Annotated in this window: 21 protein-coding genes and 1 riboswitch; of the genes, 6 read left to right on the top strand and 15 right to left on the bottom strand. The window is 71.4% G+C overall.

Features of this window, described 5'->3' with window-relative positions; genetic code table 11:
- Positions 1-36 precede the first annotated feature (36 nt).
- Positions 37-1,035 carry a hypothetical protein gene (locus ACIBKY_RS14500; protein ID WP_397097124.1) on the top strand — a complete coding sequence of 333 codons (999 nt, stop codon included), beginning with the start codon at positions 37-39 and terminating at the stop codon, positions 1,033-1,035.
- On the opposite strand, the gene ACIBKY_RS14505 is transcribed toward ACIBKY_RS14500, so the two are convergent.
- The 7 genes from ACIBKY_RS14505 to ACIBKY_RS14535 form a co-directional block, all read right to left on the bottom strand.
- A complete protein-coding gene (locus tag ACIBKY_RS14505; protein ID WP_397097125.1) occupies positions 989-1,939 on the bottom strand; it encodes a Gfo/Idh/MocA family protein in 951 nt (316 codons plus the stop codon). The genes ACIBKY_RS14500 and ACIBKY_RS14505 overlap by 47 nt on opposite strands.
- On the bottom strand, positions 1,936-3,969 hold the full coding sequence (locus ACIBKY_RS14510; protein WP_397097126.1) for a DUF5107 domain-containing protein: 2,034 nt from the start codon (positions 3,967-3,969) through the stop codon (positions 1,936-1,938). Before ACIBKY_RS14510 ends, ACIBKY_RS14505 begins: the two co-directional genes overlap by 4 nt.
- 26 nt (positions 3,970-3,995) lie before the next feature.
- Complete coding sequence (locus ACIBKY_RS14515; RefSeq protein ID WP_397097127.1) at positions 3,996-5,561, bottom strand: right-handed parallel beta-helix repeat-containing protein; 1,566 nt, start codon at positions 5,559-5,561, stop codon at positions 3,996-3,998.
- Between the two features lie 13 nt (positions 5,562-5,574).
- Positions 5,575-6,390, bottom strand: coding sequence for a carbohydrate ABC transporter permease (locus ACIBKY_RS14520; protein WP_397097128.1), 816 nt, complete (start codon positions 6,388-6,390; stop codon positions 5,575-5,577).
- Positions 6,387-7,313 carry a carbohydrate ABC transporter permease gene (locus ACIBKY_RS14525; RefSeq protein WP_397097129.1) on the bottom strand — a complete coding sequence of 309 codons (927 nt, stop codon included), beginning with the start codon at positions 7,311-7,313 and terminating at the stop codon, positions 6,387-6,389. Before ACIBKY_RS14525 ends, ACIBKY_RS14520 begins: the two co-directional genes overlap by 4 nt.
- A 14-nt stretch (positions 7,314-7,327) precedes the next feature.
- Complete coding sequence (locus tag ACIBKY_RS14530; RefSeq protein ID WP_397097130.1) at positions 7,328-8,617, bottom strand: ABC transporter substrate-binding protein; 1,290 nt, start codon at positions 8,615-8,617, stop codon at positions 7,328-7,330.
- A gap of 192 nt (positions 8,618-8,809) precedes the next feature.
- Complete coding sequence (locus ACIBKY_RS14535) at positions 8,810-10,738, bottom strand: DUF5107 domain-containing protein (RefSeq protein WP_397097131.1); 1,929 nt, start codon at positions 10,736-10,738, stop codon at positions 8,810-8,812.
- Between the two features lie 48 nt (positions 10,739-10,786).
- Between ACIBKY_RS14535 and ACIBKY_RS14540 the strand changes: the two genes are divergently transcribed.
- Positions 10,787-11,569, top strand: coding sequence for a DeoR/GlpR family DNA-binding transcription regulator (locus tag ACIBKY_RS14540; protein WP_397097132.1), 783 nt, complete (start codon positions 10,787-10,789; stop codon positions 11,567-11,569).
- On the opposite strand, the gene ACIBKY_RS14545 is transcribed toward ACIBKY_RS14540, so the two are convergent.
- The gene (locus ACIBKY_RS14545; protein ID WP_397097133.1) at positions 11,523-12,131 is read right to left on the bottom strand and encodes a helix-turn-helix domain-containing protein; all 609 of its coding nucleotides are present in this window, start codon (positions 12,129-12,131) and stop codon (positions 11,523-11,525) included. The two genes, ACIBKY_RS14540 and ACIBKY_RS14545, sit on opposite strands and share 47 nt — an antisense overlap.
- 92 nt (positions 12,132-12,223) lie before the next feature.
- Positions 12,224-13,015, bottom strand: coding sequence for an alpha/beta fold hydrolase (locus ACIBKY_RS14550; protein ID WP_397097134.1), 792 nt, complete (start codon positions 13,013-13,015; stop codon positions 12,224-12,226).
- A 112-nt stretch (positions 13,016-13,127) separates the two neighbouring features.
- On the opposite strand from ACIBKY_RS14550, the gene ACIBKY_RS14555 reads away from it, so the two are divergent.
- Positions 13,128-13,886 (top strand): DsbA family protein, encoded by a 759-nt coding sequence (locus ACIBKY_RS14555; RefSeq protein WP_397097135.1) that lies wholly within the window; start codon positions 13,128-13,130, stop codon positions 13,884-13,886.
- Positions 13,883-14,719, top strand: a complete 837-nt coding sequence (locus tag ACIBKY_RS14560; protein WP_397097136.1) for a cytochrome c biogenesis CcdA family protein — start codon at positions 13,883-13,885, stop codon at positions 14,717-14,719. Before ACIBKY_RS14555 ends, ACIBKY_RS14560 begins: the two co-directional genes overlap by 4 nt.
- A gap of 203 nt (positions 14,720-14,922) precedes the next feature.
- On the opposite strand, the gene ACIBKY_RS14565 is transcribed toward ACIBKY_RS14560, so the two are convergent.
- From ACIBKY_RS14565 to ACIBKY_RS14585, 5 genes are all read right to left on the bottom strand, one after another.
- On the bottom strand, positions 14,923-15,987 hold the full coding sequence (locus ACIBKY_RS14565; protein WP_397097137.1) for a mechanosensitive ion channel family protein: 1,065 nt from the start codon (positions 15,985-15,987) through the stop codon (positions 14,923-14,925).
- 53 nt (positions 15,988-16,040) lie between these two features.
- Positions 16,041-17,048, bottom strand: coding sequence for a ribonucleotide-diphosphate reductase subunit beta (locus ACIBKY_RS14570; protein ID WP_397097138.1), 1,008 nt, complete (start codon positions 17,046-17,048; stop codon positions 16,041-16,043).
- Positions 17,049-17,068: 20 nt separating this feature from the next.
- Entirely contained in the window at positions 17,069-19,291 is a 2,223-nt protein-coding gene (locus ACIBKY_RS14575) for a ribonucleoside-diphosphate reductase subunit alpha (RefSeq protein ID WP_397097139.1), read from the bottom strand.
- A gap of 112 nt (positions 19,292-19,403) precedes the next feature.
- A riboswitch (cobalamin riboswitch) is annotated at positions 19,404-19,605 on the bottom strand.
- 24 nt (positions 19,606-19,629) lie between these two features.
- Entirely contained in the window at positions 19,630-20,556 is a 927-nt protein-coding gene (locus ACIBKY_RS14580; protein WP_397097140.1) for a Bug family tripartite tricarboxylate transporter substrate binding protein, read from the bottom strand.
- Between the two features lie 85 nt (positions 20,557-20,641).
- The gene (locus tag ACIBKY_RS14585) at positions 20,642-21,211 is read right to left on the bottom strand and encodes an ArsR/SmtB family transcription factor (protein ID WP_397097141.1); all 570 of its coding nucleotides are present in this window, start codon (positions 21,209-21,211) and stop codon (positions 20,642-20,644) included.
- 80 nt (positions 21,212-21,291) lie between these two features.
- Here ACIBKY_RS14585 and ACIBKY_RS14590 point away from each other — a divergent pair, with 80 nt between their 5' ends.
- The gene (locus tag ACIBKY_RS14590) at positions 21,292-22,674 is read left to right on the top strand and encodes an alpha/beta hydrolase (protein ID WP_397097142.1); all 1,383 of its coding nucleotides are present in this window, start codon (positions 21,292-21,294) and stop codon (positions 22,672-22,674) included.
- On the opposite strand, the gene ACIBKY_RS14595 is transcribed toward ACIBKY_RS14590, so the two are convergent.
- Positions 22,650-23,450 (bottom strand): SAM-dependent methyltransferase, encoded by an 801-nt coding sequence (locus tag ACIBKY_RS14595; RefSeq protein ID WP_397097143.1) that lies wholly within the window; start codon positions 23,448-23,450, stop codon positions 22,650-22,652. The two genes, ACIBKY_RS14590 and ACIBKY_RS14595, sit on opposite strands and share 25 nt — an antisense overlap.
- A 52-nt stretch (positions 23,451-23,502) precedes the next feature.
- On the opposite strand from ACIBKY_RS14595, the gene ACIBKY_RS14600 reads away from it, so the two are divergent.
- Entirely contained in the window at positions 23,503-24,690 is a 1,188-nt protein-coding gene (locus tag ACIBKY_RS14600; protein WP_397097144.1) for a cytochrome P450, read from the top strand.
- Position 24,691: the final 1 nt, after the last annotated feature.

Raw genomic sequence — 24,691 nt, forward strand, 5'->3', positions numbered from 1 at the left:
TAGAGTGCCCGGTCCCTGGACGAATAGGAAACACGCGTGAACGTGCAAGAAGCGCGCCAGGCGGCGGCGCGCTGGGTGGCGGGGATCGAGTGCGAGGGAGCGTTCCTCAGCGGGTCGGCGACCTGGCTCGCCCGCGACGACGACCTGCCGCCCGCCTCGGACGTGGACGTCTTCGTCCTCGCCGCCGAGGAGCGGCGCAAGCTCGGCAAGTTCCGCTTCGAGGGCGCCCTGCTGGAGGCCACCTACCTCACGTGGGAGCGGATTCCGTCGGCCGCGGCGATCCTCGGCGACTACCACCTGGCCGGGGCGTTCAAGGACGACAACGTGCTGGCCGACCCCACCGGGCGGCTGCGCGAGCTGCAGTCCGCCGTGGAACCCGCCTGGGCCGAGCCGCGCTGGGTGCGCGAACGCTGCGACCACGCGGAGAGCGGCATACTCAAGGGGCTGGCGGCCATGGACGAGGCGCAGCCGTACCCGATGAAGGTGCTGCGGTTGTTGTTCGCGACGGGCGTCACCACGCACGTGCTGCTCACGGCGGGGCTGCGCAACCCGACGGTGCGGCTGCGCTATCCGGCGGTGCGCATCATGCTCATGCCGTACGGCCGCGCCGCGCTCTACGAGCGGCTGCTGGAGCTGCTGGGCAGCGAGCACCTGCCCCCGGGCCGGGTCGAGCGGCACCTGGCGGCGATGACCAGGGCGTTCGACCAGGCGGCCCGGGTGGAGGGATCACCGTACTCCTTCGCCTCGGACATCTCCCCGCAGGCCAGGCATATCGCGGTAGACGGCAGCCGGGAGCTGATCGAGCGCGGGCTGCACCGCGAGGCGATGTTCTGGATCGCCGTCACCTACGCGCGCAGCCTGCTCATCCTGGGCGGCGACGCCCCCGGCTTCCACGAGATGCTCGCCGACCTGCGGATCGGGTCGCCGGAGGAACGCGCGGACCAGGTACGCGCGTTCCTGCCGAGGCTGCGGCGGGTGGCCGAGGGGATCATCGGGCGCCGAGGCGGCGCCGGGCCTCCTCCAGCTGGCGCATGACGGCGAGGCTGTCGTCCAGCGGCATGACCGCGCTCTCGGTGCGGCCCTCCGCCACGGCGCGGGCGACCTCGCGGACCTCGCCGCGGTAGCCGTTCTCCTCCGGATCCAGCACGTGCTCTTCCGGTTCGGCGCCCGGCCTGGTCAGCACGATACGGCGGGGCGCCCAGAAGGCGGCAGGGATGTCGGCGCGCATCTCGGTGCCGATCACCGTGGCGCTGTTGGGGTGCGGGCTGAGCAGCGAGGTGTCCAGCAGCGCCCGGCGGCCGCCCCCGTAGGCCAGCAGCACGCCCGCCTCCGCGTCCACGCCGGAGGGGCCGAGCGACCCGGTCACGTGCATGTCCTCCGGCGTGCCGAGCAGCAACTGGGCCAGCGCGAACGGGTAGACGCCCAGGTCGAGCAGGGCGCCGCCGCCCAGGGCCGGGTCCCAGAGCCGGTGGGCCGGGTCGTAGGGCTGCGGGAAGCCGAAGGCCGCCTGGACCCCGCGGATCTCACCGAAGCGCTCGTCGGCGGCGATCTTCTGGATGAGCGGGTTGAACCGCATCCACATCGCTTCCATCAGGAACACCCCGGCCTCGCGGGCGAGGGCGACCATGCGCTCGGCCTCGTCCAGGCGGGCGGTGAGCGGCTTCTCGCACAGCACGGCCTTGCCGTGGGCGATGGCCGCCGCGGCGACCTCCAGATGCTGGGCGTGCGGGGTGGCGACGAAGACCGCGTCCACCTCGTCGGCGGCGCACAGCTCCGCGTAGGAGCCGAAGACGAGCTCCGCCTCCAGCTCCTGGGCCAGGACGGCGGCGCGTTGCTTCGAGCGCGAGCCCACGGCGGACACGCGCATGCCCGGTTCGGCGGCGATGACCCTGCCGACGGTCTGCGCGATTCCGCCGGTGGCGGCGATACCCCATCTCATTCGGACACCTGCATCCTGAAGTCGTAACGGCTGGGCAGCGGGTTCTCCCGGCGTGCCCGTTGGGCGAGGTCCGGCGTGACCGGGCCGGTGCCGGACAGGCGGCGCTCGTGGTAGGCGAACCAGACGGCGTCCAGGGATATCTCACCTTCGCGAAGGTTGTCCACTTCGATGCCGCTGGTGAGAACGTTCCCGGCACGTTCCAGGTCGCCCGCGTCCAGAGCGGCCTGCGTCTCGATCAGCTGGATCCTGCCGCGGGAACGCTGCTCCGCGGGGAGCGCGTCGACGAGGGCCAGCGCAGCGGCCGGGCGTCCGGCGGCGAGCAGCGCGCGCAGGGTCTCGACGGCGAGTTCCGGCACGTGCGGGGCCAGGGAGCAGGCCTCGGCCAGCAACTCGGCCACCTCCGACCGCGCGTCGTCCGTCACGGACCACACTTCCTCCGTCGCGGGTCGCACACCATCTGTCGCGGGTCGCACGCCATCCTTCGTGGGGGGCGCGGCTTCTGTTTCCAGGCGCAGGCTCTCGGCCAGGCAGCGCAGCGTCCACGGGGTGCGCCGCAGGGCCAGGGACTCCTTCCACGCCGTGCGGGCGCCCTCGGTGTCGCCGTCGGCGTAGCGGGCCAGGCCCAGGTGGTAGCGGGCGTGCCAGTCGGCGGGGTGCGCCTCCAGCAGCGCGCGCCACCTCGGCCCGGTCACCGGCGCCGTGGGCGGGTCGCTGACCGGCAGCCTCCCGCTCGCCAGCAGCTCCGCCCAAGGAGCCTGCTCCTCCCCCACCTCCCCGTACGGCAGGCCGTCCAGCTCGGGCAGCGCCCCGGCGGCGGCCTCCAGCGCGGCCCACCCTGACCCGTGGGCCAGCCGTACCGCCTCCCCGGAGACGTCCTCGACCTGCTCTTCCAGCGTCTCCCGGGACACGAGCCGGTCCAGCGCCTCCGACACCGCCGAACGCGCCTCGTCCCACGACCCGTGCACCCGGTCGGGGTCGGCTTCCAGCAGCCCGTACGCCTCCACCCAGGACCACGAGGTGTTGCCCGGCATCGGCACGTGCTCCAGCTGGGTACGCGCCAGCCCCGCCTGGATCTCCAGATAGCGCGACCCTGGCCCGCTCAGCCACTCCTGCCAGCGCCGCCCGCCGGCACCGGTCCCCCAGTGGAACAGCTTGCGCCCGCGCAGCAGGTCGGTCGAGGTCTGGACCAGGCCCCGGCCCCCGGTGTCGAGGGCGGCGATCCAGCGCCGCTCGGCCCGGGGGATCTCGAAGAAGTAGTCGGCGGAGCGCGGCACCTCGTCGGTGTAGCTGCGGTCGATGCCGTCCAGCACCGGGAAGCCGACCACGCGCAGCTCGGCCGTGTAGTCGAAGTGGTGGGCCCGGTCCGCGGGCGCCACCACGCGCACGCCGGGCCCCTCGGGGACGGCGATGTTGGACCACCAGTAGACCGGCGCCTCGGCGGGCGCCGGGTTGCGGATGGTGACCCGGACGAACAGCACCGGGGAGTCCTCCGGCAGCCACGCGTCGATCTGCAGCAGCAGGCGGCGCATCCGCTCGAATTCGTACAGCCGCAGCATCGGCGTCCCGTCCGCCCTGGTCAGACGGACGGCGTGGAGAGGCGAGCAGGTCAGGGGCCAGTGGCCGGTGGCGCCGAGGTTCCACTCGACGCCACCGGCCAGCCAGGCGTCGCGCAGGGCCAGGTTGGCGGGCTGGAGGATGGGGTTGCGGTGCAGCAGTTCCCGGCCGCTGGGGCGGTGTTCCAGCGACCACAGGCGGCCGCCGTACCCGGGCAGGAAGGTGGCGGTGAGCTGGGAGTTCTCGAGGACCACCACGGGCAGCTCGCGCTCGCCGCGGGTGCGTGAGTAGCCGTCCTGCGGCGTGTACGGCAGCAGCGAGTACGGCTGGCCGTAACCGATCTGCGCGGTCATCTCGGGATCGGCGCCGGTGATTCCGGGCCTGACCCGGGTTCCGTGCAGGATCGGCAGCGGGCCGTGCCGGGGCGGCTCGGTCGCGGGCAGGCGCAGCGTGCCGCCGCGCAGAGTGCTGGTCATGTGGAGGTCCCCGAGTGGGTGGATCGTCAGTTGCAGGTCGTGAGCTGGTGCATGCCGATGTCGGGCGTGCAGGTGACCGGGTTGCCGAAGTGGTCGCGGCCGCCGTTGGCCGCGATCTCCCGGCCCTTCTGGAGCGCGGGCGAGCCCTGAAGGAGCTTGCCCTCGCCGGTCAGGAGCGGGTCGCCGGTGACGGTGCCGATCGCGCCGTCCGGTACGGCCACGCCGTTCAGGAGGTTGTTCTCCAGCTTGTATCCGCCGGAGCGCAGGTTGAACATGGCCTTGCCGGTGCCCCTGGTCACGACGATGTTGTTGGCGAACAGGACATTGCGCGGGTTGGCGTTGTTCTCGTTGATGACGGTCTGGGTGACGCCGTCGCCGATCACGAACGTGTTGTTGTAGATCGCGGCGCTCTCGATGCCGCCGCCGCAGTTCTCGACCCCGCGGAAGTGGTCGTCGACGCTGAGGTTGTACCGGACGACCGCGTCCTTGATCTTCCCGGCGGCGTTGCACAGCAGCAGGAAGCCGCCCTGGTTGTCGTGGCTGCGGTTGTACTGGAAGACGGTGCCGAAGCCGTTCTCGTCCACGTCGAAGCTCATGCCGTCGCGGGTGGTCTCGCCGCCGCTGACCTCGTTGAACTGGATGACCACGTTGTCGGAGTTGTGCGTCCAGAGGCCGACGCTGTAGCCCTGGGAACGGCGCTGGAAGCCGTGCACGCGGTTGTGCTCGGCCACGGCGCCGGTGACGCTGCCCAGCACGATGCCGTCGCCGCCGACGTCGGTCACGGTGTTGCGCTCGACCTTCACGCCGGTCCACGGAACGTGGCGGTTGCCCGGCTCCCGGCCCCAGCCGGACAGGTTCCAGGTGGAGAAGAGGAAGATGCCGGAGCGGTCGACGCTCCTGACCGTGTTGCCGGTGATCAGGACGTCGTCGAAGAGCGTGGGGGTGGTGTTGCCTTCGACCCACATGGTGATGCCGGCCGAGCCGTACTCGTCCTTGGAGTCGTCGCCGTTGACGTCGTGCACGTCGAGGTCGCGCAGCACGATGTGCCGGAGGGTACCGGCGTCGCGGGCGCTGACGCGCACGCCGCGGCGCTTGCCCGCGGTGGCGCCGGTGTTGGCGACGTCGAGGTTGGCGATCTCCCAGTGCTGCTGGTTGTGCAGCTTGACCGCGTCGTCGGTGCCGCCGCCCTGGATGCGGGGCTTGGCGCCGCGGCCGTAGGCGTCGACGCGGATCGGCGCACCGGCCCGGCCCGAGCCCTGCGGGGCGAGGGCGCCGGTGCAGGTGGAGCCGCGCTTGAACAACACGCGGTCGCCGGGGCGCAGGGCGAGGGCGTTGACCTGGGCGAGGGCGTTGAGCGGACGGCCGACCGTGCCCTTGGGCGCCTTGCGCGACTGGCAGTCGACGTGAACGGCACGGCCATGGCCGAACCCGGCGGTGGTGAGGCCCTGCTCGGCAGCGGTGGGGCCTTCGGCGGGCGTGCCTGGGCTTTGGTCGGTCGCGCTGGGGCGTTCGGCGGTGCTGGGGGTGGGCTGGGCCAGTGCGGGCGTGGCGGTGAGCCCGACCAGCGCGAAACCGACAAGCAGAGCTTTCACGCGAAATATCTCCCTATTTCCCGATGCCAACGGTCATGCCCTGGATGATGCGGGTGCCCAGCCACGAGAACAGCGCGACCATGGGGGCGAGGATGATGCAGATGCCGGCGAACATGGTCCCCCAGTCGCGCCCGGCGTACTGCTGGAGGCCGACGAAGTTGACCAGCGCCACCGGCAGCGTGATCTTGTCGTCGCTGGTCATGAGCGCGATCGCGAACAACGTCTCGTTCCACGCCCCGATGAACTGCAGCAGGAACGCGGTGATCAGCCCGCCCCGCGCGACCGGCAGCACGACCTTGACGAAGGCGCGCAGCCCGGAGGCCCCGTCGATGGCCGCCGCCTCCTCCAGCACCACGGGGATGCCGGCGAAGAATCCGGTCAGCAGGTAGACGGTGAACGGCATGGCCAGGCCGATGTAGACGACGGTCAGCCCGACGAAGCTGTCGGTCAGCTCGACCGCGGCCAGCCCGACGAACAACGGCACCAGCAGCACCTGCCCGGGCACCCCGAGGCCGAGCGCGAAGGTCATGGTCAGCGCGTTGGAGGTCCTGGTACGGCGGCGCGCGAGCGCGTACGCGGCGGGTGCGGCCAGCGCGACGGCGATCAGCGAGGAGACGGCGGCGACCCCGACGCTGTTCATCGCGGCGCTGCTGAAGCCGCCGTCGGCCCAGGCCTTGGCCCAGTTGCCGCCCTGCGGGGGCACCGGCAGCCCGAACGGCTCGTTGAAGATCGACTGGGTGTCGCGCAGCGAGGTGACGAAGATCCAGGCCAGCAGCGCCAGGTCGGCGACGACCAGGAGCCAGACGATCGTGTGTCCGATCCGCCTCACAGCGACACCCGCTCCCTGCGCATCATCCGCCGCAGGATCAGCACGAACACGCCGACCATGATCAGGCTGACGACGGCGGCCGCGGCGGCCAGGCCCAGCTTGGGTACCGAGCTGGCGGGGAAGGCGGAGTAGTACACGTACATGGCCGTGGTCCAGGTCTGGATGGGCGCGTTGCTGACGGTGGCGCCGCCGCCGAACAGCAGCACGATCTCGAAGACCTTCACCGAGCTGACCGTCCAGAGCACCGCGCAGACGCTGACGACCTCCCACGACAGCGGCAGCGTGATGTGCCGGAAACGCTGCCAGGCGTTGGCGCCTTCGAGCTCGGCCGCCTCGTACAGGTAGGTCGGGATCTGGTCGACGGCGGCCATGATGATCGTGGTGTAGTAGCCGGTGGCCGTCCACACGATGGTGGCGATGATCATCGCGGGCAGGTTGTCGATCGACAGCCATTTCGGCACCGCGTCGATGCCGAGCAGGTTCAGCATCTTGTTGACCGGCCCGGTCGGCCCGAACAGGAACCCGGCCGCGATCCCGAAGACCAGCGCGTTGACCAGGCACGGGAAGAAGAGCACCGAGCGGGCGAACATCTTGCCGGCCATCTCGCGCAGCGCCAGCGTGAGCAGGAAGCTGATCGCGAAGGTGGCGACACCGCCCACGACCAGGATCTTCACGGTGTTGGTCACCGAGTGGTGGAAGGCCTGGTCGTCCAGCAGCGTCTGGTAGTTGCCCAGGCCGCGCCACTGCATGGCGCCCATGCCGTCCCACTTGTACAGGCTCGTCCAGGCGGCATAGGCGATCGGGGCCAGGAACAGCAGGGCGTAGAAAGCCAGCGCCGGGCCGACGAACGGCCAGAACATGCGGCTGGCCTGCCGTTCCAGCGGGCCCCCGCGGGCCGCGCGGGCCCGCCGGGGTGCGGCCATGGAGGTGACCGCCACTAGCCGTTGGCCTTCCAGTAGGCGAGGTGGCCCTCCTTGGCCTTGGCGATGAACTGCTCGGCCGTGGCCTTGCCCAGCCACAGCTCGCTGAAGGCGGGGAAGAGCGCCTTGTCGAGGTAGTCGCCGGAGACGCCGTCGATGGGCAGGCGGCTGGGGCTGTCGGTGAGCAGCTTCTGCGCGTCGAGCAGTTCCTCGGGGGCGGGCACGTCGGCGCGCGGAGTGATGTTCTTCGCCTCCGTCGAGATGCCGGAGATGTTGTCCTTCTTCAGGAAGTAGGCGATGAACTTCTGGGCGGGCTCGGGGTTCTTGGCGCGCTTGGGGATGGCGAAGCCGAGGGGGATGATGTCGAGTTCGGTGTTGGCGCCCCCGGCGGTGGTGGGCACCGCGAACTCGCCGACCTTGAAGCCGCTCGCCAGGTTCTTCTGCGCCTCGCTGGGCACCCATGTGCCGTCGAGGTGGAAGGCGGCCTTGCCGCTCGCCCAGTTGGTCTGCTGGGCGGGGTACTTGCTGGCGTCGTAGCCCTTGAGGATGTGGCCCGCCTTGACGAACGCCTCGATCCGCTCGGCCGACTTCAGCACGCCCGGCTGGTCCCAGGCGGCGCCGGTCTTGTCGTTGACGATCTTGCCCATGGTGCCGGCGCCGTTGTCGCGGACCAGCAGGTAGTCCATGAACAGGAAGTTGGTCCAGGTGTTGTCGCCGTCGGAGGCGACGCACGCCTTGTCCTTCGCCTTGAGCGTCTCGCAGAGCTTGACGAAGTCGTCCCAGGTGGCGGGGGTCTTGGCCAGGTCGGCGTCGGCCTTGTTGTAGTAGAACATGGCCGAGTTGAGTACGTAGGGGACGATCCAGCGGGTGACGCCGTCGGGGTCCTTCGGCATCGCGTCCAGGTACTTGGCGGGGATGACGTCGGAGACCTTCTTGCCCTCGCCGGGCACCTCGCTGTCGTAGACGGGGGTGAGGTCCCTGGCCTGGCCGGTCGAGGCGAGCAGCGAGCTGATCACGTCGAAGCCGTTCTCGACCAGGTCGGGCGCCTTGTTCGCGGCGATCGCCGGGCCGATCTTGGTGCGGATGTCGCGGCCCTGCCACTCGACCGTGACCTTGGTGCCGGTCTCCGCCTGGAACTTGTCGATCGCGGCCTTGATGACCTTGGCCTGCGGCTCGTTCTCCTTCCACATCGACCAGTAGGTGAACTGGCCGCCCTTCTCCTCGGTGGAGCCCTTGTCGCCGCCGCCGCAGGCGGTGAGCGCCAGGACGGCCACGACACCGGCCGCCAGGACCTTGGGTGCGCGCATATCGGTTCACCTTTCGCGATTACCTGTGGCGGCACCCTAAAACCGGCTTAAAGCGCCAAACAAGGCAGTACATGCAACGCTTTGATCACATCGTGCACTAAGCGACGATTTTTGCGCACAAAGATGCACATTCCTGCAAGGAGTGCGAGAAAAGCTGCACTGGAGGTGCTGAAAGACCTCAGGAGGCGGCGGTCAGTACTGCTTGACGCTGTAGTCGTAGCGGCACGGCAGGCGCGAGGCGTGCGTGTGCGGCTGCCCGTGGTAGTCCCACCACAGGGCGTCGAGCGAGTCCTCGCCCTCGCGCAGGTCGTCGACGACCAGGCCGGTGTCGAGGATGCGCCTGGCCCTGGCCCGGTCACCGCCGTCCAGGGCGGCCCGGCACTCCAGCAGCCGGATGCGCCCGTGCCAGCGGTCGGCCGGGCCGAGCTTGTCGATCAGCGCGAGCGCGTCGGCGGGGCGGCCGCCGGCCAGCAGCGCGGAGAGCGTCTCGATGGTCAGCGGGCGCAGGCGCGGCGAGAGCGCGTGCGCCTTCAGGTAGAGCTCGGCCGCCGCGCCCGGCTCCGGCTCCAGGACGGCCAGGTTGCGCAGCGCCCACGCGTTGGGCGCGCACTCCAGCGACGCCTCCCAGGCGGCGCGCGCACCGTCGTGGTCGCCGTCGTGGTAGAGGTTCACGCCCAGGTGGAACCGGGTGAACCAGGTCGGCTCCGCCGCCTCGAGCAGCGCCCGCCACTCGGGCCCGACAGTGTAGGACGAGGGCGGCAGCGCCGGGGCCGGAGTCGGGATGGAGCCCTTGCGCACCAGCGAGAGCCACGACTGCTGGTCGCGGCCGATCGTGGTGTCGGCGAACGGCGTGGCGGGCAGGTTCAGCGCCCTGCTGCGCCGCTTGGCGAGGGCCCGGCGTTCGAGCGCGCCCCATCCGCTGCCGACGTGCAGCGTCTCCTCCGGTACGGCTGCCGCCAGCCGTACCGCCTGCTCGTGCTCGGACGCCAGCCGGTCGCGGGGGATCAGCCGCTCGACCGCCTCGCCCGCGCGGACGGTGGCCTGCGCCCACTCACCGTGCGCGTCCTCGACCTCGGCCGGCCCGTAGGCCTCTGTCCAGGAAAAGGCCGAGCGGGGCGCGAGGCGGACGTGTTCGAGCTGCGTGCGCGCCAGGCCGGCCTGGATCTCCAGGTAGGGGCGGTCGGGGCCGGACAGCCAGTCCTGCCAGTTGCGCCCGGCGGGGCTGGCGCCCCAGCGGAAGTGCTTGCGCCCGCGCAGCAGATCGGTGGACACCTGCGCCAGCCCGGTGCCGGACTCGTCGACGGCGGCGATCCAGCGGCGCTCGCCGTCGGGCAGTTCGTAGAAGAAGTCGGCGGCCTGCTCGTTGCGGCCCGGGTAGGACTGGTCGGAGTCCTGCCAGCGGGGCACCGGCACGCGGCGCAGCCGGCCGTCGTAGGAGAAGTGGTAGGCCCGGCTCGCGGGGGCGAGCACGCGCGTGCCCGGGGTCTGCGGTACGGCGGCGTTCGACCACCAGTAGACCGGCGCGTCCACGGGGAACGGGTTGTACACGCGCACGTGCACGAGCAGCACGGGCGAGCCGGGCGGCAGGCAGGCGTCGATCTGGTAGACCAGGCGCCGCAGCCGCTCCCACTCGTACATGCGCAGCACCGGCACGCCGTCCGGCCTGGTCACGCGGGCCGCGTGCAGGGGCGCGCAGGCCAGCGCGGTGTGGCCGAACGTGCCGAGGTTCCACTCCACTCCCCCGGCGAACCAGGCGTTGCGCAGGCCGAGGTTGGCCAGTTGCAGGTGCGGCGGCCGGTGCAGCAGTTCGCGGCCGGTCGGCTGGTGGATCAGGGAGCGCAGCCGCCCGCCGTACTCCAGGAGGAACTCCGCGCGCAGCACGCCGTTGTCGAGCACCGCCGTCTTCAGCTCCCGCTCGGCCCGCTCACGCCCGTAGCCGTCCTGGAAGGTGTACGGCAGCAGCGACCCGGCATGCCCATAGGCCAGCTGAGCGGCCATCTCGGCGTCGGCCGCGGTCGTCTCGAGGCCGCCGCGCGGGTCGGTCAGCGTGTGGAGCGGCGGCAGCGGGTTCTCCGGGCCGAGCGGCGAAACCGGGAGCCGGACAGAGGAGATGCTCAGCATTTCGGCATATCTTTGCACATATCGCGCATTAACTGCATGATTGGCCAGGTGAACCGGTACGAACGCTGGAACGTCCTGCTGGAGATGGTCGCCGAGGCCGGGCAGCTGGACGTCGTCGAGACCGCCGAGAAGCTCGAGGTGTCGACCGCGACGATCAGGCGCGACTTCGACGAGCTGGCCGCGCAGCAACTGCTCACCAGGACCCGCGGCGGCGCGATCGCGCACAGTGTCTCCTACGACCTGCCGCTGCGCTACAAGGTCGCCCAGCACGCGCCGGAGAAGCAGCGCATCGGCTCGGCCGCCGCCGCCCTGGTGCCGGAGGGCTCGACGGTCGGGCTCAACGGCGGCACCACCACGACGGAGGTGGCGCGCGCCCTGGCCACCCGCGACCTCGGCGGCGACCAGCGCGGCCCGGCCCTGACCGTGGTGACCAACGCCCTGAACATCGCCCACGAGCTGGTCGTACGCCCCCACCTGCACGTGGTCACCACCGGTGGCTCGGCCCGCGCCCAGTCGTATGAGCTGGTGGGCCCGGTGGCCACCGGCATGCTGGAGCGCATCGCGCTGGACGTGGCGGTGCTCGGTGTCGACGCCCTCGACGTGGACCACGGCGCCAGCGCGCACAACGAGGGTGAGGCCGCCATCAACCAGCTCATGGCCGCCAAGGCCCGCCAGGTGATCATCGTCGCGGACGGGTCGAAGCTGGGCAAGCGGGCCTTCTCCCGCATCTGCCCGCTGGCGCAGATCGACGTCCTGGTGACCGACTCGACCGCGCCCGCCGGCCTCACCGCCCGGTTCGCGGAGTCCGGGGTGCGGATCGTTCAGGTGTGACCCCGGTGGGCTTGGCGCGTACGTGCATGCGCTCCCCCTGACGGCCGAACAGGCTGAGGATCTCCACCGGCCCGTCGCCCGCGCTGCCGAACCAGTGCGGCAGCCGGGTGTCGAACTCGGCCGCCTCCCCCGAGCCGAGCACGATGTCATGGTCGGCCAGCACGAGGCGCAGCCGTCCCGACAGCACGTACATCCACTCATAACCCTCGTGCGTGCGCGGTTCCGGGACGCACTGGTCGGCGGGGATCACCATCTTGTAGGCCTGCAGCCCGCCGGGCTGGCGGGTCAGCGGCAGCACGGTGCGCCCGTTGACGGTGCGCGCCACCACCCTGACCCGGGGGTCGCCCACCTCCGGCGCGCCGACCAGTTCGTCCAGCGGGACCTGGTGGGCCTGGGCGATCGGCAGCAGCAGCTCCAGGCTGGGCCGGCGCTGGCCGGACTCCAGCCGTGACAGCGTGCTCTTGGAGATCCCCGTGGCCTCGGCCAGCGCGGAGAGCGTGACCCCGCGCTCGGTCCGCAGCCGCTTGAGCCGGGGCCCCACCTGGGCGATGACGTCTTCCATGCACCCATTGTCCCGGATATGGCAACCGATGTTGCCGGGCGACCGCCCCCGCGCGCCGCCCGGCAACGTCGCCGGCCCCGCCACCTGAACGGTCAGGCGGCGAAGAAGCCCCGCATCGCGTGGGCGACCTGGGCCGGGGCGCTGTCGCTCGGCGCGTCGTGGGTGAGTCCTGGCAGTTCGGCCAGCCGCGAGGCCGGGATGACATCGTTCAGGACGGCCGCGGCACTCAGCAGGTACGCGGGGCCGCGCCCACCCGTCAGCAGGAGGGTCCCGGCGGCCACGTCCCGGTAGCGAAGGCCGTCGGAGTCGAGCCTCAGCACCTCCCGCATCTCGGCGGGCACCCGGGGCAGCACCTCCACGTACCCCTGGCGGCGCTCGCCCCGCAGCGTGAGCGCGATCATGGTCTGGATCAGCCAGAGCGGCAGCCGGCTGAACGGCCCCGCCACCTCCAGCCCCTTGACCTGCCGGGCGAGCGCCTCCAGCGTGCGGCCCTCGGCGACCGCCCGTTCGAAGGCGGGCAGCCAGTCCCGGGGCAGCCCTCCGCCGACGCTCACGGCCGGCTCGTAGACGGCCAGCTTCTCCACCGGGTGCCGCGCCGCGGTCTCGAGCGCGACCAGCCCGCCGGAGCCGTGCCCGAACAGGCGCGTGGACCCGGTCTCCGCCATGACCGTGACGACGTCGTCGCAGACCCGGTCGATGCTGTAGCCGGCGAGGCGGGTGTCGCGGTCCAGGAGGTGGACGGTGAAGGAGTCGGCCAGATACCAGGCCAGCGCCCGGTATCCGCGCCCGGCCACCCGGCCGCCGCCGAGGACGACGATCCCGGGTCCGGTTCCGATGCTCTCGTAGCTGATCAGCGTCCCGTCCGCTGAGGCGAGCTTGGTCATGCGCGATCACCCACTCTGTCGGCGTATCGTGAGAGACGATATATCGCGTCTTGAGCGAGAGTCAAGATATATCGCGTCAACGGCGGGCTCATCGGATGCCAAGATGGAGGGGATGACTGATGACCTGCCCCGGGAGCGATCACGGCGGCGGGTGCTGGCAGGCGCGCTCGCGGGGGCGGCGGCCCTGACCGTTATGGGAGTGGCCGCGCTGCGCCGCGACCCCGGTCCGAGCGCGGGACCCGCCGAGCCGGCCACGCCCGGCCCCGCTCCCTCCTCCGGCCCCGCTCCCTCCTCCAGCTCCGCCACGCCCTCCTCCACCGCCTCGGACGTGCCCACGTGGGTGGGCCCCACCGCGCCCGGCGTCGAGGCGGGCCTGTCGCTGGGGCGGCCGGGCGCGCTCGTGGCGATCGAGGAGTTCGGCGACTTCAAGTGCCCGAGCTGCCGCCGCTACGCCCGCGAGATCGCCCCCGCGCTCAAGACGAAGTACCTGGACACCGGCATCGCCCGCGTCTTCTGGCGCGACTACCCGATCAGGGGCCGCGACTCCACCCGCGCCGCGCACGCCGGCCGGGCCGCCGCCCGCCAGGGCCGCTTCTGGCCGTTCCACGACGTGCTCTACTCGGGTGAGGTCGCGCTGAGCGACGCCGGTCTTCGTGAGGCCGCCGGTCGGGCCGGGCTCGACGTCGCGCGTTTCGATCGTGACCGCAAGGATCCGTCGGTACGGCAGGCCGTACAGGCCGACCTGGAGTTCGCGCTCCAGCTCGGCCTGCCCGGCACGCCCGCCTTCCTCATCAACGGCGAACTGCTGTTCGGCGCCCAGCCGGTGGCCGCCTTCGAGAAGGCGATCGAGAAGGCCAGGCGGGCGCGTTGAGCGAGATCGGCTATGCCGCCGCGTTCCTCGGCGGCCTGTTCTCGCTGGTCAGCCCGTGTGGCGCGATGCTCCTGCCGGCCTTCTTCTGCTACGCCTTCCCGACCGGCCGGGCGCTGGCGGGCAGGACGGCGCTGTTCTACGCCGGGCTGTGCGCGGTGCTGGTCCCGCTGGGCATGGGCTCGGCCCTGGCCAGCCGGCTCTTCTACGGCCACCGCGAGCTGCTGGTCACGGTGGCCGGGTGGGCGCTGATCGTTTTCGGCGTGCTGCAGATCGCCGGGCAGGGCTGGACGTTCGGGCCGGTGGAACGGCTGCGCGCCCGGCTGGGCGGCGACTCGCCCTGGGCGGTGCTGGGGCTGGGCGCGGTCTCCGGGCTGGCCGGGTTCTGCGCGGGCCCGATCCTGGGCGCGGTGCTCACCGTGGCCGCGGCCTCGGGTGACGCGGTGCGGGGCGCGGTGCTGCTGGCCGTGTACGCGGCGGGGATGGCGGCGCCGCTGCTGCTGCTCGCCCTGCTGTGGGAGCGCTACGACCTGGGGCGGCGCCGGTGGCTGCGCGGACGCGGCGTCGAACTGGGGCCGGTCGGGATCGGCCGGCTGCGGATCGGCCCTGTGCGCCTGCACACGACCTCCACGCTGTCGGGGCTGGTCTTCGTGGCGCTCGGCGTGGTGTTCCTGGTGACCGACGGCACCGCCGCTCTGGCCGGGCCGGTGCCGGAGGGCTTCGAGGACCGGGTCGGCGCGTGGGCGGCGGGCGTACCGGATCTGGCGCTGGTCGGAGCCGGGGCGGTGGCGCTCGTCGCGGCCACCGTCTGGGGCCTGGCCCGCGCCCGCCGATGACCGGACGGAGGCGGCCCAGCCGGGTGTCGGCCGACCACGAGCAGGACCAAGACCAGGCCCGGAACCGGGACCGAGACCGAGACCGGGACCGAGACCGAGACCGAGACCGAGACCGGGACCAGGACCGAGACCAGGGACCAGGGACCGAGACCAGGCCGGGACCAGGATCAGGGACCGGGTCGGGGACCAGGACCGGGGCGAGCTCAGGCCTCGGCTGACCAGGACGTGGGCTGGGGGCCGGTCGGCAGGTCCACGCGGAAGCGCGGCAGCGACTCGGGATGGTTCTCGCGCACGTACCCGACCAGATGCTCGCGCACGTCGCACTTGAGGTCCCACGCCGAGGCCGAGTCGGCGGCGCTCATCAGCGCCCGCAGCTCCACCAGCCCGTTGGGCAGCACGTCGGTCACCTGGAGGGTCCAGTCCTTCTGGTCCCAGAGCGGGCTCTCCTGAATGAAGCGGTACAGCTCCTCGCGCAGGGCGTCGACCGGCACCGCCCAGTCCACCCGCAGGTGCACCACCGCCAGGACGCGGCTGCCGTGCCGGGTCCAGTTCTCGAAGGGGTTCGTGGTGAAGTACGAGACCGGCAGCACCAGCCGCCGCTCGTCCCACAGCCGCAGGACGACGTAGGTGAGCGTGAGCTCCTCGATGCGACCCCACTCGTTGTTGACCACGACCACGTCGTCCAGGCGCAGCGCGTCACTGAAGGCGAGTTGCAGCCCGGCCAGCATGTTGCCGATCGTGGACTGGGCGGCGATGCCGACGATCGCGCCGGCGATGCCCGCCGAGGCGAGCAGGCCGGCGCCGAGCGCGCGTACCTGCGGGAAGGAGAAGAGCATCGCGCCGAGCGCGACGACGATGATGACGGCGGTGGCGACCCGGCGGACCAGCGCGATCTGCGTCATGATCCGCCGGGCGCGGCGGTTACGGTCGCCCTCGACGAGCACGAGGCGGTCGAGGATGACATCCGTGACGGCGTAGGCGGCGCCGACGATCAGCCAGGTGACGCAGGCGATCGTGATCAGCCCGAGCACCCGGTCGACGCCCTCGCCGATCGTCCGCTCCTGCGGCGTCCCGCCGAACATGGCGGGCACGAAGACCACGTTGGCCGCGATGACCACGGCCGTGGCGAAGCCCGCCCAGGTGCAGTGCTCGACAAGGTGCCTGGCCAGGCCCCACTTGGCGCCCGCCCTGGACAGCAGCCTGCGGGCCACCTCCACGACGATGATCGCCCCTGCCACCGAGAGGGCCAGGATCGCCCAGGTCGACACAGTCACTCCTCACCTGTCGGGAAAATCACGCTCCCCCTATGGTGCCGGAGATCTCAGAAGGACTCGTCGAAGGACACGTTGCCCTCGACCGCGACCTGGTAGGCCGACACCCTGCGCTCGAAGAAGTTGGCGAGTTCCTGCACGTCCTGGAGCTCCATGAACGCGAACGGGTTGGCGGTGCCGTATCTCTTCTTCAGCCCGAGCCTGGACAGCCGCTGGTCGGCCACGTACTCCAGGTACTCGCGCATGTGCTCGACGTTCATGCCGCCGATGCCGTCGCCGCACAGGTCGCGGGCGAAGGCCAGCTCGGCCGCGACCGCCTCCTCGATCATCTGGGTGACCTGCCCGCCCAGCTCGTCGTCGAACAGGTCCGGCTCCTCGTTGCGCACGGTGTCCACCACGCTGAAGGCGAACTCCATGTGCATCGACTCGTCGCGGAAGACCCAGTTGGTGCCGGTGGCCAGGCCGCCGAACAGGCCGCGGGAGCGGAACCAGTACACGTAGGCGAAGGCGCCGTAGAAGAACAGGCCCTCGATGCAGGCGGCGAAGCAGATCAGGTTGAGCAGGAAGGTGCGCCGGTCCTCCCGCGTCTCCAGCCGCTGCAGGCTGGACAGCGAGTCGATCCACCGGAAGCAGAACTCGGCCTTGTCGCGGATGGAGGGGATGTTGTCCACCGCGGCGAACGCCTTGACCCGCTCGTCCGGGTCGGGCAGGTAGGTGTCGAGCAGCGTCAGGTAGAACTGCACGTGCACCGCCTCCTCGAACAGCTGCCTCGACAGGTAGAGGCGCGCCTCGGGGGCGTTGACGTGCTGGTACAGGTTGAGTACCAGGTTGTTGGCCACGATGGAGTCGCCGGTGGCGAAGAAGGCGACCAGGCGGTTGATCAGGTGGCGTTCCTGCGGCGACATCTTGGCCAGGTCGGCCAGGTCGGAGTGCAGGTCCACCTCCTCGACCGTCCACGTGTTGCGGATGGCCGCCCGGTAGCGCTCGTAGAAGTCGGGGTAGCGCATCGGACGGAGCGTCAGGTCCATTCCGGGGTCCAGCAGCATGCTGTGCTTCACGGTTGCTTCGCTTCGCTCTGTCACTGGCACGCCTCGCAGTACTCGGGGTTCTCCAGGGAGCAGGCGACCGCTTCCTGGACGGGGGTCGTCTGGACGGGGGTCGTCTGGACGGGGGTCGTCTGGACGGGGGTCGTCTGGACGGTGGTTGTCTGGACGGTGGTCTGCGCGATCCGGGTGGCCGGTCGTGAGCGCAGGTAATAGGTGGTCTTGATGCCCTTCTTCCAGGCATAGGCGTACATCGAGGAGAGCTTGCCGATGGTGGGCGTGGCCATGAACAGGTTCAGCGACTGCGACTGGTCGATGTACGGCGTGCGTGCCGCCGCCAGGTCGATCAGCGCCTTCTGCGGCAGTTCCCACGCGGTGCGGTAGAGCACCTTCAGCTCATCCGGGATGCCGGGGATGTCCTGGACGGAGCCGTCGGCGCGCTTGATGGCGTCGCGCATGTCCTGCGTCCACAGCCCGCGCTCCTGAAGGTCACGCACCAGATACCGGTTGACCTGCAGAAACTCACCCGACAGCGTCTCGCGCTTGAACACGTTGGACACCTGCGGCTCGATGCACTCGTAGCATCCGGCGATGGAGGCGATCGTCGCCGTCGGCGCGATGGCGATCATGAGCGAGTTGCGCAGCCCGGTCTCGGCGATCCTGGCGCGCAGCGCGTCCCAGCGCTCGGAGGCGCCGACGCCGTAGTGGTCGGGGTGCAGCACGCCCAGGGCGGCGCGGGTGTCGTCGTAGGAGGGGTGCCGGCCCCGCTCGACGGCCAGATCGGAGGAGGTGGCGTAGGCGGCGAGGGCGATCTCCTCGGCGATCCTCGTGGACAGCGCCAGCGCCTCGGGCGAGTCGAACGGCAGCCGCAGCGCGAAGAACACGTCGGCCAGGCTCATGACGCCGAGCCCGATCGGCCGCCACCGCTTGTTCGCCTTCTCCGCCTCGGGCGTCGGGTAGAAGCCCAGGTCGATGGTGCGGTCGAGGAAGCGCACCGCGGTGCGGACGGTGCCGGCCAGCCGCTCCCAGTCCAGGCCGGTGCCGGTGACGTGGGCGGCCAGGTTGACCGAGCCGAGGTTGCAGACGGCGGTCTCGCCGTCGCTGGTCACCTCCAAAATCTCGGTGCACAGGTTGGACAGGTGGATGACGTTCTCCGGCCGGGCCGTCTGGTTGGAGACGCGGTTGGCGGCGTCCTTGAAGGTCATCCAGCCGTTGCCGGTCTGGGCGAGCGTGCGCATCATCCGGCCGTACAGGGTGCGGGCCGGCATCTGCCGCGTGTACAGGCCCTGCTCCTCGGCGGCGCGGTAGGCGGTGTCGAAGGCGTCGCCGTACAGGTCGGTGAGGTGCGGGACCGTCTTGGGGTCGAACAGCGACCACACGCCGTCCGACTCCACCCGGCGCATGAACTCGTCCGGCACCCAGTTGGCGAGGTTCAGGTTGTGGGTACGGCGGGCGTCCTCGCCGGTGTTCTCCCGCAACTCCAGGAACTCCTCGATGTCGGCGTGCCAGGTCTCCAGGTAGACGCAGGCCGCGCCCTTGCGCCGGCCGCCCTGGTTGACGGCGGCCACGGAGGAGTCGAGCGTGCGCAGCCACGGAACGATGCCGTTGGAGTGCCCGTTCGTGCCCTTGATCAGCGATGCGCGCGAGCGGACCCGGGTCCAGGAGATGCCGATGCCACCGGCGTACTTGGACAGGCGGGCGACCTGCCCGTAACGGTCGTAGATGGACTCCAGCTCGTCCCGGGGCGAGTCCAGCAGGAAGCACGACGACAGCTGTGGCCGGCGGGCGCCGGAGTTGAACAACGTGGGAGAAGACGGCAGATAGGACAACGTCGACATCAACGCGTACAGTTCGGCGGCCTCGCCGGCCGTCCGGGACAGGCCGCAGGCGACGCGGAGCATGAAGTGCTGCGGGCGCTCCAGCACTTTGCGGGTCTCGGGGTGGCGCAGCAGGTAGCGGTCGTAGACGGTGCGCAGGCCGAAGTACTCGAACCGCTCGTCGGCATCCGCGTCGATGAGCGCGTCCAGCTGTTCACGATTCTTCCGGACAAAGTCAGCGAGCGCGTCCTGGATCAGCCCGGCCGCGTGCGTGGCGGCAATGGAGTCGGAGAACGTGCGGACGCCGTGGCCCGCCGCCTCGTCGGCGATCTCCTCGGCCAGCAGCCGCGCGGCGACCCGGGAGTTGGCCGGGTCGGCGATCACGCGCGCCGCCGCCTCCTCGATGGCCAGCCGCCGATCCATCTCAACGATCTGCGTCACGTGCAACACTCCTCGCGAGCGAGCTTTCCCCCTGCGAGGGCACGCGAGAGCGCACACGGCAAGTACGGAGATCCCCCGGCCGCGCAGCCCCCGGGCCCTCCCTCGAGGCCCAATGGACAGGACAACCGCTGGCAGGTCTTCGGGCTCGCGGGCGTCTCAACGCGTGAGTCCTACTGGCCGTCGCTTCCCGGACCTGGGTCCAGTGCTGATGACGGCGGTCGTTCCCGCTTACCGCTGCGGGGCAGCCCTGGAATCGCACCAGGTTCCCTTTTGCTCCGCCTCCGGGGAGGCGAACCAGCGACAGTGCAGGATCCTACATCTAGTGGCCGGTCCCGCAACTATCCCCGGTATGTTGTGCTCGGCGTGTCGAGCATGCCGAGTTCACGGAGTACTCTGCGGGTACGGGCGGACTCGGTGGCCAGCCACGTGGCGAAGTCGTCGCCGCTGAGCGGGATGGCCTCCCAGCCCCCGTTGCGGCAGGCCTCGTGCCACGGCGCCGACCGGGTCGCGTCCTCCATCATGCGCACCGCGGCGCCCCGCCGTTCGCCGTCCATCGCGGCGGGCCCGACCACCGCGCACCAGTCGGCGAAGTCGACCCGCACCCCGCATTCCAGAAGCGTGGGGGCATCGATGCCGGGGACCCGGGCGGCCGAGGAGACGGCCAGCGGCCTGATCCGGCCGGAGTCGAGCCGGGCCCGCCAGTCGCGCAGCCGTCCGGTGGCCGCCGCGACCTTGCCGCCCTGCATGGCCGCCGCCACCTCCTGGGCGCCCGGGTAGCCGGTGTAGTCGATCTTCCTGACGTCCACGCCGAGCCCCTGCGCGACCAGGCCGAACAGCAGGTGGTCGGGCTCGCCCAGGGGCCCGCCGGCCAGGTAGGTGCGCTCCGGCTGGGCCAGCAGGTGGGCGGCGAAGGCGTCGAAGTCCCTCAGACGCGAGTTGGCCGGCACCACCAGCACCTCGACGTTGCCGGTGAGCCTGGCCAGCGGCGTGGTGGCGACGTGCATGGGGCGCTGGTCGTTCAGCTCGGCGGCGGCCAGCGCGGGCAGGCCGGTCACGGTGACCGTGGTCGTGCCGCCCGTGCCGGTGGCGGGGTAGCCGGCCCTGCGCAGGGTGCGGTAGAGGGCCTGCGCGACCGGCGCCCATCGCTCGCCGCCGGGGACGACGCCGACGGGACCGAGGCCGTGCGCGCCGCCACCCGCGCCGGCGCATCCGGAGGCACAGGCGGCCAGGCCGAGCCCGAGAGCGAAGAACTGCCGACGCCGCATGATGCCCCTCCCCGAACCCCGATAGACCTCCCATTACATGAGGTTATTGGCAGATCACACGGTGTTACACATCGGGGGGCACTCTTCACGTATCATCGGCCGGCAGCGCGAACATCCTGATGTAGATCGGGCGCGCGTCAGGGGGCGCGTCGTCGGCCGGGTGGCTGTGCTTCCACAGCAGCGCGATGTACTCCTCGAAGAAGGCGTCGAGCCCCTCCTTGGTCATCCGGCCGAACCCCCGCGAGGCCTTCGCCCAGTCGGGGTCGCGCAGGTAGGCGGCCCCGAAGCGGTCCAGCAGCGCGCGGTCCTCGGCCATGCCGATGCGGTAGAACTCCTCCAGTACCGCGCGGTTCTCCGGCGCCACGTCGCGGAAGTTCGGCGTGCGGATGTCGCGCGGTATGTCGGCCTTGCGCCACCAGCGCTCGCGGCCGGTCGAGCGCTCGGGGATCTCCTCGATGAAGCCGTACTTCTCCAGCTGGCGCAGGTGGTAGCTGGTCGTGCCGGTCTTGGCGCCCAGCAGTTCGCCCAGCGTGGTGGAGGTGGCGGGGCCGTGCACGTTGAGGTGCGACAGCATGCGCCTGCGCATCGGATGGGCCAGGGCCTTCAGGCGCTCGTGATCGTCGAGATACAGCGGCGCCTCATCCTCATCCTTCATGAGGAGAGAGCTTAGTCCTGCCGGATGATTTCTGCAGACGTCTCTTTGCCGATATCTCTCTGCAGAGTAGCGTCGGCAGTATGAAGAGGTTAGTGATCATGTTGTTCGCGCTCGTCTGCGCGCCCGTCCCGGCCGTCCCCGCGTTCGCCGACGACGGGCTGACCGTCACCGAGGTGGCCTTCCGCGGCAGCGGCGGGCTTCAGATGCACGGCAGCGTGCTGGTCCCCTCCGGGGCGCGCGGGCCGCTGCCCGGCCTGGTGCTCGTGCACGGATCGGGCGGCGGGACCCCGCGTACGAAGCTGATGACCGAGGCCGAGGCCTTCGCCCGCCAGGGCCTGGCCGTGCTGGTCTACGACAAGCGCTCCGAGGGCTACTCGATGACCGTCCGCGACTACGGCCAGCTGGCCGGCGACGCGCTCGGCGCGCACGCGGCCCTGCGCGGGTTCGCGGGGGTCGATCGGGACAACGTCGGCATCTGGGGGCTGAGCGAGGGCGGCTGGGTCGCCCCGCTGGCCGCCACCCGCTCCAAGGACGTCGCGTACGTGGTGATCGTCGGCGGCAACGCCATGCAGCCGCTGCGCCAGCAGACCTGGGCGGTCGCCGCCGGGCTGCGCAACGCGGGCGTGAGCGGCCCGGTGCCCGACCGCGGCGTGCCCGCCGTCTACCGGCTGCTGGCCGGCGCCGGGCAGTTCCCGATGGCGTGGCACGACGCGCGGGCCGTACTCGCCCGGGTCACCCAGCCCGTGCTCGGCATCTGGGGCGCCCACGACCTGCTCACCCCGCCGCGGGAGACCCCGCCGCTGCTGGCCGAGGGCCTCGCGCACGAGCACTACACGCTGCGCTACTTCGCCGGCGCCGACCACGCCGCCCACCTCACGCCCGACCGCGGCGTCACCCGCTCCCCCGAGCTCGCGCCCGGCTACGCCGAGGCCGTCGGGACCTGGGTGAAGCGCGTCGCCGCCGGGCGGCTGCCCACCGCGGAGAGTGTCGGCGAGCTGCCCGGCCAGGCGTCGATGACGGTCGCGGTCCCGCCGCCGGCCTGGTGGGAGTCGGCCGCGGTGCAGGTGGGGGCGCTGCTGCTGTTCCTCGTCGCCTTCCTGGGCTATCCGGTCTGGGCGCTGGTCAGGCGGGTGCGGGGCCGTACCCCGGCGGAAGCGGGGGCGCGCTGGCCGCGGACGGTGGCGATCGCCGCGCCCGTCGCGGCCTTCGGCGCGCTGGCCTACCTGTTCTACTCGGTCATGTCGGGCGCCAAGCTGGGCTCACCCGGCCCGCTGGTGGCCGGCCGCCCGCTCGTCTGGCTGGTCCTGCAGGCCCTCGCGGTGCTGGCGCTGGTCGCGGCCGTGCTCACGGTGCCCGCCGCGCGCCGGGCGCGTGGTTCGGAGCGGGTACGGCTGGCCGTCCTGCTGACCGGCGCCGCGGCCTTCCTGCCCTGGGCGCTCTACTGGGGGCTGCTGGTGCCGTGACCGGGCTTGCGGCCCATCGCGGCGCGCAGGTACGGCGGCAGCCGGTCCTCACCGACGAGCCGGGGCGTGTCGGGGCGCCACTCGGTCACCTCGACCAGTCCCGGTTCGACCAGCTCGAAGTCACCGAAGAAGCTCAGGATCTCCGCTTCGGTACGCCCCACGGCCCCGCCGGCGGAGGAGCCGCGGTAGATGTTCTTGGCCTCCTCCTCCGCCTCCGGGTCACCGAGCGTCGGCACCGCGTGGGTGAGCACCAGGTAGCTGCCCGGCGGGACGGCTTCGCGCAGCACCGCGACCATGCCCGCCGGGTCGTCGGCGTCCTGGACGAAGTGCAGGATCGACACCAGCAGCACCGCGACCGGCTCCGTACGGTCGAGGAAGCCGGTCACCTCGGGGCTGGCCAGCAGTTCTCTGGGCCGCAGCAGGTCGGCGTGCAGGAAGACGACCCGGCCCGACTCCTCCAGCAGCGCGCGGGCGTGCGCCGCCACGACCGGGTCGTTGTCGACGTAGACGACCCGGGCCTCGGGCGCGATCTCGTGCACGTTGCCCTGCGTGGGCAGGCCGCTGCCGAGATCGAGGAACTGCCTGACGCCCGCCGCGGCCAGCGTCCGCACCGCCCGCTGCAGAAAGGCGCGGTTGGCCCTGGCTATGGGGATGGCTTCCGGGATGTGCTTCGACAGCTGGTCGATCGCGTCGCGGTCGACGCCGAAGTTGTTCTTGCCGCCGAGCATGTAGTCATACATCCGCGCCAGATTCGGCGTCTGCGGGTCGAAAGCCACATCATGATCTTAGGTCTTCTCAGTCATGACTTCACTGGATAGCGTCCGATTCATGGCCGATTTCGAGCATTTTCCCTTTCCGTCCGGTCCGAGGGGTGCCCCATCGGACCGGTACGCCATCCGCCGCGAGAAGGAACCGCTGGGCCTGGTCCAGGTACCGAGCGGCGACCACGTCCACCTGGCGACCCGCTACGAGGACGCCGCCATGGTGCTGACCGACCCGCGCTTCAGCCGCGACCTGTCCTACCCGGGCGCGCCCCGCATGTTCGGCGGCTTCACGATCGCCGAGGCGCCCGGCGGCCTGATCGGCATGGACCCGCCCGACCACACCCGGCTGCGCCGCCTGCTGTCAGGCACCTTCACCCCGCGCCAGGTGAACGGCTGGCGCCCCCGCCTGCGCGAGCTGGCCACCGATCTCGCCGACCGGCTGCCCGCCACGTTCGACTTCGTGACCGAGTTCGCCTTCCCGCTGCCCGTCCAGGTGATCTGCGATGTCATGGGCGTGCCCGGCATCGACAGCGAGCGCGTACGGCGCTGGTCGGACGCCATGCTCTCCTCCTCCGGCCTCACCGAGGAGGAGAAGGCCGGATCGGCCGCGGAGTTCTACGCCTACTGCGCCACGATGATCGCCGAGCACCGCGACGCCCCGGGCGACGGCCTGCTCGCCTCCATGATCGAGGCCAGGGACGACGGCGACCGGCTCACCGAGGACGAACTCGTCCGCATGACGCTCGGCCTGTTCCTGGCCGGGCATGAGACGACGGGTTCGATCCTGTCCAGGGCGGCGCTGCGGCTGCTGGCTCCCCGCGACGGCTTCGAGCGCCTGGTCGCCGACCCCGGCGTGATCCCGCAGGCGACCGAGGAGCTGTTCCGCGTGGAGCAGCCCGGCGACAGCCCGCTCATCCGCGTCGCCACCGAGGACGTCGACCTGCCCTCGGGCCCGATCAGGAAGGGCGAGGGGGTCATCGCCTCCTTCGCCGGGGCCAACTTCGACCCCGGCGTCTTCACCTCCCCCGCCACCATGGACTTCGACCGCGCCGCCGGGCAGCCGCACCTCGCCTTCGGCCGCGGCGCCCACTACTGCCTGGGCGCCAACCTGGCCAGAGCCGAGGTGCGGGAGTTCCTGGGCGTGCTGGCCGCGCGTATGCCGGGGTTGCGGCTGGCCGTACCGGCCGAGGAGGTGGAATGGACGGTGGGCAGCATCATGGTCCGCCCGCTCCACCTGCCCGTACGCAAGTAGG

The sequence above is a fragment of the Nonomuraea sp. NPDC050394 genome, assembly GCF_044459065.1.
Classification (GTDB): Bacteria; Actinomycetota; Actinomycetes; order Streptosporangiales; family Streptosporangiaceae; genus Nonomuraea.

Bases quoted from the DNA above. Each gene is read 5' to 3' on its own strand.
- ACIBKY_RS14545 (WP_397097133.1), bottom strand. From the start codon at position 12,131: ATGGAAGACGTCATCGCCCAGGTGGGGCCCCGGCTCAAGCGGCTGCGG.
- ACIBKY_RS14550 (WP_397097134.1), bottom strand. From the start codon at position 13,015: ATGACCAAGCTCGCCTCAGCGGACGGGACGCTGATCAGCTACGAGAGC.
- ACIBKY_RS14555 (WP_397097135.1), top strand. From the start codon at position 13,128: ATGACTGATGACCTGCCCCGGGAGCGATCACGGCGGCGGGTGCTGGCA.
- ACIBKY_RS14600 (WP_397097144.1), top strand. From the start codon at position 23,503: ATGGCCGATTTCGAGCATTTTCCCTTTCCGTCCGGTCCGAGGGGTGCC.
- ACIBKY_RS14525 (WP_397097129.1), bottom strand. From the start codon at position 7,313: ATGGCCGCACCCCGGCGGGCCCGCGCGGCCCGCGGGGGCCCGCTGGAA.
- ACIBKY_RS14530 (WP_397097130.1), bottom strand. From the start codon at position 8,617: ATGCGCGCACCCAAGGTCCTGGCGGCCGGTGTCGTGGCCGTCCTGGCG.
- ACIBKY_RS14585 (WP_397097141.1), bottom strand. From the start codon at position 21,211: ATGAAGGATGAGGATGAGGCGCCGCTGTATCTCGACGATCACGAGCGC.
- ACIBKY_RS14505 (WP_397097125.1), bottom strand. From the start codon at position 1,939: ATGAGATGGGGTATCGCCGCCACCGGCGGAATCGCGCAGACCGTCGGC.
- ACIBKY_RS14580 (WP_397097140.1), bottom strand. From the start codon at position 20,556: ATGCGGCGTCGGCAGTTCTTCGCTCTCGGGCTCGGCCTGGCCGCCTGT.
- ACIBKY_RS14590 (WP_397097142.1), top strand. From the start codon at position 21,292: ATGAAGAGGTTAGTGATCATGTTGTTCGCGCTCGTCTGCGCGCCCGTC.
- ACIBKY_RS14535 (WP_397097131.1), bottom strand. From the start codon at position 10,738: ATGCTGAGCATCTCCTCTGTCCGGCTCCCGGTTTCGCCGCTCGGCCCG.
- ACIBKY_RS14510 (WP_397097126.1), bottom strand. From the start codon at position 3,969: ATGACCAGCACTCTGCGCGGCGGCACGCTGCGCCTGCCCGCGACCGAG.